Below are 9343 nucleotides of genomic sequence, written 5' to 3'. Positions count from 1 at the left end.
TTGATTCAAAGAAGGCATTTATGGTCGGAGATAACGGAACTATTCTTTATACCGATGATTCCGGCAAGAATTGGGTGCCGGAACTGAGCGGGGTATCAGGCGAACTGAACCGGATAGTGAGAGTCGGTGGAAGGATATTTGCCTGCGGCCAAAAGGGAGCGCTGGTCTATAGCGAGCTTGCGTTCGGACGGTAGTACTGTTCCCAAAGTGCGAACTCCTCAGGCAAGCGGCGGTTCTTGAATATTCATCGGTTCCGAAATCCCGGATAAGAGTCCGAAAGTTTGTACTTGACTTCGGCTCAAGTAACCGCAAATTTTGAGTGAATGAAAATCGAGTTTGAATACAATCTTTCCGATATTCTTCTGATACCCGGTCGGGCGCTTAAAGCCAAGAAGATTATAGTTGCCTCATTTTTCATTCTGAGCGCGCTTGTTCTGTATGATATTTTCACTTATCTGGCGGTACTGCTTGATGGGGGAAGTCTTTCGGCATTTTTCGCGCGGTACGGTCTGGTTCCACTGGGCGCCCTCTGGTTTGCCGGAACGGCGGCGAAGATTATCCACTTAATGGGAATCCTTCTGGGAATCTGGATTCTTATGACCGGGATGGTGGGGGTCTCGATTTTTGATTTCGAAATGATGCGGGGGAATCCCTTTTTCACTTCCCTGGCGGCGATAAGATTTGCCTTGAGTCGATTCGGACAGATTTTTGTTTCTCATCTGGCGATTGTCATATTCCTGGGGTTCATTCTTCTCTTAGGCGTTCTTTTCGGGTTTCTGACACGAATACCGTATTTAGGGGATTGGATGTATGCCCTGTTTTTGGTTTTTCCGAATTTCATTATAGCGATATTTTCCGTTTTGATAATTTTTGTACTCTCTCTTTCCGTTCTGATAATGCCGGCGACAGTTGCCGCCGACCGGCATGGGGAGGCGTTTAATTCCATACTGGAAATCTTCACGGTCATAACGCGCCAGCCGTTTCTCTGGCTGGCTATCACAGCATACTCGCTGGCTGCGGCAAAAATCTGCGGATTTATCTTCGCCTATTTCTCGTACCGCGCCCTGCAGTTTCTGCAATTCATAACTCAGCTGGGAGGAGGGGAGAAGATAAACGACCTTTTTGCCTCAGGGGCGGCTCATCTCCCACTGCAAAGTCCCGCCGTCAGGCAGCTCACCACGGCATTACCGGGGCTGAAATTTGGATTTACCATAGAATTTTTGAAAGGGGTCGCCGAGCCGGGTTTAGCCGGTTATATAATGGCGCTTTCCCTATTCGGGGTTTTTGTCATAGTTGTCGCTTATATTTTCTCCATAATCGCAACAGGGCAATCTGTCTGTTACGCCTTCGTAAGAAAAGCCCGCGACGGTCATCTCTTTACCAGTGAGAAACCGCTCCAGTTTGAACCGGAGTGGGTGAATCCACCTGTTAAGGGTCCCGCCGAGGCGCGGCCGGTCGACCCCACCAAGATGTAATCTCAGATAAATATGAGTTCCTGGACCTATTTCTGGCTCTTCGCTCCCCCGGTTATTCTGGTCTCCATTGGGGTATTTTACTTTTTTTGTCAGGGCCGAAAGGACAGGCAGTGAACCCGGTTCTACTCGGTTTTGCAGGCTATCTGATTGCGATATTTGTGGTGGGATTGCTCACGGCGCGCCTGAATAAGACTATCGATGACTATCTGCTGGCGGGACGGAAACTGGGTATCTGGGTTATCACTTTCTCGGAGAGAGCCTCAGGTGAATCAGCCTGGTTGCTTCTCGGTCTTCCGGGAGTAGTTTTTGTCTCTGGCCTTTCGGAGTTATGGGTGGCGATTGGATGTACCAGCGGTATTTTATTCTCCTGGATATTCATCTCGCGCCGTCTCCGAACAGAGTCGGAATATAATTATGCCATAACAATTCCGGAGTTCTTTGAGCATAAATTCAATGACACCTCACGGTCGATTCGGACATTTGCCACCATAATCATCGTATTTTTCTTTGCCTTCTATGTATCGGCGCAATTTATCGGCGCGGGCAAAGTGCTGAATGTATCGTTCGGACTTTCCACCTTTTGGGGGATGCTCTTTGGCGCGGCGATTATACTTTTTTACACCATTATGGGAGGCTTTTTTGCGGTCGCCTGGACCGACCTCTTCCAGGGCGCCCTGATGATTGCCACTCTTGTCATTCTACCTCTTGTTGGACTGATTGAGATTGGTGGATGGGAAAAGATGGTGGGGCATCTGTCGCAATCTCATCGGGACCATCTCTCCGTGCTGGGAGGTCACACTGGAATCTTTGCCGCATTTTCGATAATTTCGGGACTGGCATGGGGGTTGGGTTATATGGGACAGCCGCATTTGCTGGTGCGGTTCATGGCGGTGAATAACCCGGAAGATTTGCGCCGGGGGACATTAATCGGGATTACCTGGTCGGTTGTCGCTTTCTGGGGGGCGATTTTTCTGGGTCTATTTGCCCTGGTCATTTTTGGCAGCGGGGAGGTATCCGATGCCGAGAAAATAATGCCGATGATGGCGACCCGGCTGGTTCCGGCATGGTTAGCAGGGATTTTGATTTCAGGGGCAATCGCGGCAATGATGTCCACCGCCGATAGCCAGTTGCTGGTGACAACCTCAGCGGTGGTCAGAGATATATATCATAATCTGATTAATAGAAAGGCGTCCGACAGGCGACTGGTTTCGCTATCCCGGGTAATTACCTTTGTGGTGGGAATATTGGCGATTATAATCGCTCTGGTTTCCCAGGAATTGGTGTTCACCATGGTCGGATTTGCCTGGTCGGGGCTGGGGGCGGCGTTCGGGCCGGCGATGCTTCTTACCCTCTGGTGGCGCAAGACGACCCGTGAGGGGGTGCTGGCGGGGATGGTGGTCGGAACGGTGACGGCTATTATCTGGCATTTTACGCCGCAATTAAGCGGTCTTGTATATGAGCTCGCGCCTTCTTATATTCTTGCCCTGATTGCTGTCTGGCTGGTGAGCCTTGTTACGGCGCCAGAGAATCATCGCGCCGGCTGATTGGTGTCTTCGCCACCGGGCGGCCGCTGCGTCAGCTCGGCTGATAATTAATTATGAGTTCAATTCAAAATTATTCCAGAGTGATTGATTTTATTTATCCGACCGGCGGAGCACCGGTCCGGTTGGATAAGTATATCGGTCAAACTTCATCGTTTGCGCTGACCCGGAGTAAAGTGCAAAGGCTTATCGAAGCTGGTATGGTTACTGTTGATGGCAAGCCGGCGGCGCATTATCAGTTATTAAGCGGCGGCGAGAAGGTTGTCATCCGGGTGCCTGAAGAGCCGCCATCTTTCTTAGTCCCGGAAGAAATCAGCCTCGACATCATTTATGAGGATGATTACCTGCTGGTTGTAAATAAACCGGCCGGAATGACGGTGCATCCGGGAGCCGGACAGAAGAGCGGCACGCTTGCTAATGCGCTTCTCAACTATGTCGGAAATCTCTCAAAATTGTCCGGAGGAGACCGGCCGGGGATTGTTCATCGGCTGGATAAAGATACCAGCGGTCTGGTTCTGGTTGCGAAGGACGACCGGACTCATCTGGCGCTGCAAAAGTTGTTTCAGGCAAGAAAAATCACGAAAAAGTACACCGCCCTACTCTGCGGTCATCTGAAAGAAACTATCGGGCAAATTGAACTTCCGATAAGCCGCTCTCGCAAAGACCGTCAGAAAATGGCGGTATCGCCGGGGAAGGGGAGACCGGCTCTGACCGAGTACCGGTTGACCAAACGGTACCGTCTCTATGACCTCCTCGATATCCGGATTCATACCGGCAGAACTCACCAGATAAGAGTGCACTTTTCTCATCTGGGGCATCCGGTATTCGGTGACCCCGATTATGGCGGGCGCAACAAGTGGCACAAGTCGATTTTCAGCGGAGACCGTCAGGTAGCAGCGCAGGCGCTGGCGATGATGCCGCGGCAGGCGCTTCATGCCCGCCTGTTGGAATTCATTCACCCGGTCTCCGACACCCCGCTCACCTTTGAATGTCCGCTCCCGGACGATTTCAAAAGACTTCTGGACTTCCTTAACGCTGATTTGTAAGAGGGTTTCTGCCGGGGGCGAAATGGAAAGGCGCTTCTGTCAAGCGACAGAAGCGCCTTGAGAATAGGGCTTCATTGAGACTTATTCCAGCACCGGGTCGGTCAGCTCAATAATGGTCACTGCGCCAAATTCATCGAGAGTCTTCTCGAATGCCTCCGGTTTGCCGACAACCAGATAAGTCAGGCTGTCGGACTGAAGATATTTCTGGGCGACCATCTTCATCTGTTCCAGATTTACCTTGCGGTAATTATCCAGATAGGTCTTGAAATAATCCGCCGGATATCCATCAAACTCGAGATTCATCAGGCTTTGGACGATTTTCGCCGGGTTATCGAAAGTGAAAACGAAACGGTTGATGACGGCGTCCCGGGCTTCTTTCAATTCCTGCTCAGTAACTCCCTCGTTCCTGATTTTCTCAATTTCTTCGGCAATGATTTTGGTCGCTTTGTAAGCAGTGGAACTCTTGGTCTGGCAGTAGGCGTAGAAGGTGCCGTAATCGCGCGAGTTGGTCGAGAAACTGGAGCCGGTGGAATATGCCAGGCCCTCATCGGAGCGGACCCGCGAAGTCAGCCGGGAAGTAAAGGAGCCGCCGCCGAGGATATAATTAAGGAGGTCAATGGCATATTTATCCGGGTTACCCCGTTTGACGCCCAGTTGCCCGATCCGAATATTCGCCTGGTTAATATCCTTCTTGACCAGATAGACGCCCGGTTTATAACCGAATTCAACCGGCGGATACGGCGGAATCGGGAACTCCGATTTTTTCCAGTCGCCGAAATATTTCTCGAATTTCTTGATTATGTCGGCCTTCTTGAAATCACCGGAAACAGCTATCATCATGTTGTTGGGTGCAAAGAAGCGACGGTGATAATCACGCATGTCATCGGGGGTGATTGTCTTGACCGATGCCCACTCCAGGATACGCCCAAAGGGATGGTCGCCATAGATAGTACGGCTGAAATACCGCTCCGTAATGGCTCCGGGCTGGTCGTTGCGTCTCTTGATGCTGTTCTTGATATCGACCTTGGCAAGGTCAAGTTTCTCCTGCGGGAAAGCCGGATTTCGCAGAAGGTCGGCAAAGAGTTTCAACCCCATTTCGAGGTCTTTGGAGAGGACATTCAGTTGAGCGCCTCCTTCCTCGCTGCGAACCCAGGTTTCCAGCGTCCCACCGATGTACTCCATGAGAATACTCAGCGAATCGCCGCTGATAGTCTGGCTGCCTCCCGTCCGCATCACCGTTCCCACCAGTCCCGATAAACCGTTTTTTTCGGGCGGGTCGAAGATTGAGCCGCAACGGATTAAGCCGTAAACATTGACGATGGGCAGGCGATGGTCTTCATACAGGTAAAGAATCATGCCGTTTTTCAATTCTACCCGGTCAACCTCGACACCGACTTCCGGAAGGTTTAATTCAAATTGCTCATACTTGAATCCCTCGATTATTCGGGAGCCGGGGGATTTCAAAGCCGCCGTCTGCGCCAAAGCGGTCGTCGCCAGCAACGCCATTATCGCCATCAAATAGAATATTTTTTTCATTGTTGCTTCTCCTGTCTCAGTAAGACGGCAGTGCCGCGCTGGGCGCCGCTTCCGATTTGGTCTTAACGATGTACACCACGGTGCGATTCGATTTGGTCAGGTACTTACTGACAACCCGCATCACATCGTCGGCTGTGACCATCTTAATCTGTTCCTGCAATTTGATGAAGTGCGACCAGTCGCCGGTAACAACCTCGCTGCCGGAAATGCGAAAAGCAATGCCGAGGTTCGATTCCAGTGAGCGGGTGAATGAGGCGTCAATCTGATTGCGCACTTTCTGTAGTTCCCATTCTGAAAGCGGTTCGGTCTTCAATTTTTCGATTTCGGCGTAGACGGCCTCTTCCAGGTCCTGAAAACTGTGCTCGCCATAAGGGGTGATGGAGCAATAGAAGGCGCTGGGCAGACGGGACGAGTTGTCCACCGAGGCGGAAACATTGCCGAGCTTTTTCTCGCGAATATTTTTGTAGAAGCGGCTGGTTCGACCCGACGACAGGACATTAGCCGCCACCGACAGAGCCGGCAGGTCGGGGTGACCGACCTCGGGCGTCCGCCAGGCGACAATCCCAATAGGATTGGCGTCGAATTCAATTTCCACACGCCGCTCCCCTTTTTGCGCGGCATCACGGGTCCGCACCGGCGGAGGAGTCGGCTGCGCCGGAATCTTGCCGAAATATTTCTCGCAAACCCGGAAGACCTCTTCAGCATCAACATCTCCGACAATCGCCGCCACGGCATTGGATGGGGCATAGTGCGACTTGAAATACTCTTCGACTTCTTCCCGCATGACCATCTCCAGGTCGCTCATCCAGCCGATAACAGGCCAGGCATAGGGTGACGCCCAAAACATGGTTGCTCCCAGCGCTTCATAGACTATTCCCCACGGTTCATTCTCGGTGCGCAGACGGCGCTCCTCCATGACGACATCGCGCTCGGAATAGAATTCGCGCAGAACCAGATTATCAAGTCGGTCGGCTTCCATAAACGCCCAGAGTTCCAGACGATTTTTGGGCAGGGAGACAAAATACTGGGTGCCGTCATTTCCCGTCGATGCGTTCAACGTGGTGCCGCCGTTCTGCAGATAGGTGCTCCAGAGTTCATCTTTTATGACATATTTCTTCTGCTCGCTCTGAAGCGCCGCCATTTCTTCCTTGATTGCCTTATAGCGGGCGGAATCAGCCTGATAGAGGGGACTATTCAGCTTCACCTGCTCGGCATGAAGAAGCGCCGCCAGGGAATCGATTTTCCGCATGATGGGGACCTCCGCTTCAAAATCAGCGGTTCCGAAAATCTTGCTTCCTTTGAACAACATATGCTCCAAAAGATGCGATATACCGGTTATGCCGGGGCGTTCGTCGACAGAGCCGGTATTGAATTTTATAATAGTCGAGAAAACCGGCGCCGAATGATTTTCCACCACCAGGATTCTCATTCCATTGGATAAGGTTTTCTCTTTTACGTCCAGCTTCAATGCGCCGGTCTGTCCCATGGCGCCGGCGGCCAGGAAGATGCCCAGCGCCAATAAAGTCAGGATTTTACTCACCGGGGTTGCTCCTCTCATATTGGTTTGATTATAAATATCCATCTAAATAATACGGCGAAACTATATCAGTTTGCTCTATATGTCAATACCGCGGTGGCACTTTTGGATTTGCACTCGAAACAAATTCGTTGAGCGATTTCAAAATCAGTCAGAATCACCGGCGGAAAGGAATCTTGACTTTTATGACCGAATTTTGTATAAAAAGCCTCTAACCTAAAGTGCTAAGTATAGAAAATATCACAGGTTAAATAATATGAGAACGGAACATGTCGGCAATGGTTCCAGAGGCAGGCTTAAAATTCCGACGAGAATCTTTTTTTTAGTTTCGCTTATTGCAATCCTGGCAATCGCCGCTCAAGCGCAGGAGGGGTCTCTCAGCTCGGTGGTTGACCCGGATGAATATATTGTCGGACCCGGAGACAGATTTCGTGTCGATTTCTGGGATGGCACCTCGCCGACTATTGAGGTGACAGTATCGCCGGAGGGGTTTCTACTTCTGACCGGCATCGGGCGCGCCGATGTTGGCAATCTAATCTTGAGTGAAGCCCGCGCACGTCTCCGAGAATTGATAAGCAAGTATTACCCCGATGTTGCCTATTCGATTACCCTCGTAGGTATCAGGTCGATAAAGGTTCTTGTCTCAGGGGCGGTAAAAGCGCCCGGAATGTACGAATTTATCGGAACTCAAAGAGTTTCCGAGGCGCTGGAAAAAGCGGGCGGCATTCTGGAAGGCGGCTCTATCAGAAATATCACTCTCAACGGCGGTGTACGGGAGTATCTGGTTGACTTACTCCGCTACGAACGGGTAGGAGATATGAATGCCAATCCCTACCTCTTTTCCGGTTACCGCATTTTCGTGCCGCAGATAATGGATTCCTCCGCTTTCATACACATTTCCGGTGAAGTCGTAAAAGCGGGAGGTTTTGAGTATCGCCAGGGTGATAACCTGGGAGGATTGCTGGAAATTGCGCACGGCGTGACCGGACAGCAGAATGATTCTGTTTTAATTTTCCGCGGCGACCAGGAGTTGCGTCTCAATATCGCGGCGGCAGAATTTCTCTTGAAGCCGGGCGACAAGATAGTCGTGGGAAGAAAAGCGGTCGAAGATGAGGGGGGATATTTCTCGATAACCGGCGAAGTTCATTCTCCCGGACGTTATCCTTTGAAGGAGGCTATCGGTTTAGATGCCGCCCTGGTCAGAGCCGGCGGTGTCACCCCTGAGGCGGCGGTATGCTCCGGCGCCATATTCAGAAAAGGGAGCATAAGAAACGACGTCGTTTTCGCATCGCGACTGAAAGATGAAATGTATTACAATGTCCCGCCAGGCTCACATAATCTTCCGGTGGCGGTGGACCTCTGTCAATACTACCCGGAAAATCTGGGGAAGGTTGATATCGTGCCGGGTGATTCTATAGTAATTCCGACCAGGACAGAAAAAGTAGCCGTTTTGGGATATGTCGCCAATCCGGGGATGCTGACCCTGAAGGAGAGCCGGGTATCGGTAAAGGATATCATCAGGCGGGCCGGCGGCTACTCACCGGGCGCAGACCGCGGCCGGGTGGAAATTGTCCGCGCTGTTTCCGGAGCGAGAAGCCTGAATGGCTCGGCAGCTTTTGTTTATGACGGTGATGCCGTGGTGGTACCGCTTAAATCGCAGCGCAAAGGTTTCCTCGACCTGCTCAAGGATGTCGCCCTTATTGCCGGGGCTGCGGGCGTTGTCTATCTGGCTATCGACAATATGGCGGACTGAATAGTATGGATGAAAACCAGTTCAACCTCTGGCGATTGCTCGAAATCATCGCGCTGCGGATAAAGTTCATCGTAATTTTTGTTCTTACCGTTACGATTCTGTCAGCTGTGACGGCTTTTATTCTGCCGAAATATTACCGGGCGCGGGTGCTTCTGTTGCCGCCCAAGGACGAGCAATTGAAACTGGGACAGGGGGCCGGAATTCAGGATTATGTCTCAATCACATCGGGACTGGCGCTTCCGGTGCGGGCGACTCCCACCGACATCTATGCCAGAATTCTGAAGAGTCGCAGTATCGCCGACCGAGTGATTGAAGCCAATAAGCTGAAAGAGCATTACGGGATGAAGTCGGTAGTGGATGTTTTGAGCCGATTGGAAGACCGCTCCGATTTCCGGGTAACCGACGAGGGGCTTTTGGAAATATCGTTCTCCGACCGCAATCCGCAGAAGGCGGCG

The 9343-nt window shown here is 51.5% G+C and carries 8 protein-coding genes; 6 read left to right on the top strand and 2 right to left on the bottom strand.

Features of this window, described 5'->3' with window-relative positions; translation table 11 throughout:
• The 4 genes from AB1690_09445 to AB1690_09430 all read left to right on the top strand — a co-directional run.
• The coding region (locus AB1690_09445; protein ID MEW6015536.1) for a hypothetical protein at positions 1-194 on the top strand (194 nt) is incomplete at its 5' end.
• A 129-nt stretch (positions 195-323) separates the two neighbouring features.
• A complete protein-coding gene (locus tag AB1690_09440; GenBank protein MEW6015535.1) occupies positions 324-1475 on the top strand; it encodes a hypothetical protein in 1152 nt (383 codons plus the stop codon).
• Between the two features lie 110 nt (positions 1476-1585).
• A complete protein-coding gene (locus AB1690_09435) occupies positions 1586-3019 on the top strand; it encodes a sodium/proline symporter (GenBank protein ID MEW6015534.1) in 1434 nt (477 codons plus the stop codon).
• Between the two features lie 53 nt (positions 3020-3072).
• Positions 3073-4062: an RluA family pseudouridine synthase gene (locus tag AB1690_09430; protein ID MEW6015533.1), complete on the top strand. Its 990-nt coding sequence runs from the start codon at positions 3073-3075 to the stop codon at positions 4060-4062.
• Positions 4063-4143: 81 nt separating this feature from the next.
• Here the strand turns inward: AB1690_09430 and AB1690_09425 are convergent, their stop codons facing one another.
• On the bottom strand, positions 4144-5598 hold the full coding sequence (locus AB1690_09425) for a pitrilysin family protein (protein MEW6015532.1): 1455 nt from the start codon (positions 5596-5598) through the stop codon (positions 4144-4146).
• Between the two features lie 16 nt (positions 5599-5614).
• A complete protein-coding gene (locus tag AB1690_09420) occupies positions 5615-7138 on the bottom strand; it encodes a pitrilysin family protein (GenBank protein MEW6015531.1) in 1524 nt (507 codons plus the stop codon).
• A gap of 253 nt (positions 7139-7391) precedes the next feature.
• Here AB1690_09420 and AB1690_09415 point away from each other — a divergent pair, with 253 nt between their 5' ends.
• Both AB1690_09415 and AB1690_09410 read left to right on the top strand, forming a co-directional pair.
• On the top strand, positions 7392-8888 hold the full coding sequence (locus AB1690_09415) for an SLBB domain-containing protein (protein MEW6015530.1): 1497 nt from the start codon (positions 7392-7394) through the stop codon (positions 8886-8888).
• 5 nt (positions 8889-8893) lie between these two features.
• A partial coding sequence (locus tag AB1690_09410; protein MEW6015529.1) for a Wzz/FepE/Etk N-terminal domain-containing protein occupies positions 8894-9343 on the top strand: 450 nt, incomplete at its 3' end.

The sequence above is a fragment of the Candidatus Zixiibacteriota bacterium genome, assembly GCA_040753495.1.
GTDB lineage: Bacteria > Zixibacteria > MSB-5A5 > GN15 > PGXB01 > DYGG01.
Note: the sequence above shows the minus strand (reverse complement) of the source record. Positions and strands in the feature narration are given on the sequence as shown.

Excerpts from the sequence above, each read along its gene's own strand:
- AB1690_09440 (MEW6015535.1), top strand. The coding sequence starts at position 324 with ATGAAAATCGAGTTTGAATACAATCTTTCCGATATTCTTCTGATACCC.
- AB1690_09430 (MEW6015533.1), top strand. The coding sequence starts at position 3,073 with ATGAGTTCAATTCAAAATTATTCCAGAGTGATTGATTTTATTTATCCG.
- AB1690_09425 (MEW6015532.1), bottom strand. The coding sequence starts at position 5,598 with ATGAAAAAAATATTCTATTTGATGGCGATAATGGCGTTGCTGGCGACG.
- AB1690_09415 (MEW6015530.1), top strand. The coding sequence starts at position 7,392 with ATGAGAACGGAACATGTCGGCAATGGTTCCAGAGGCAGGCTTAAAATT.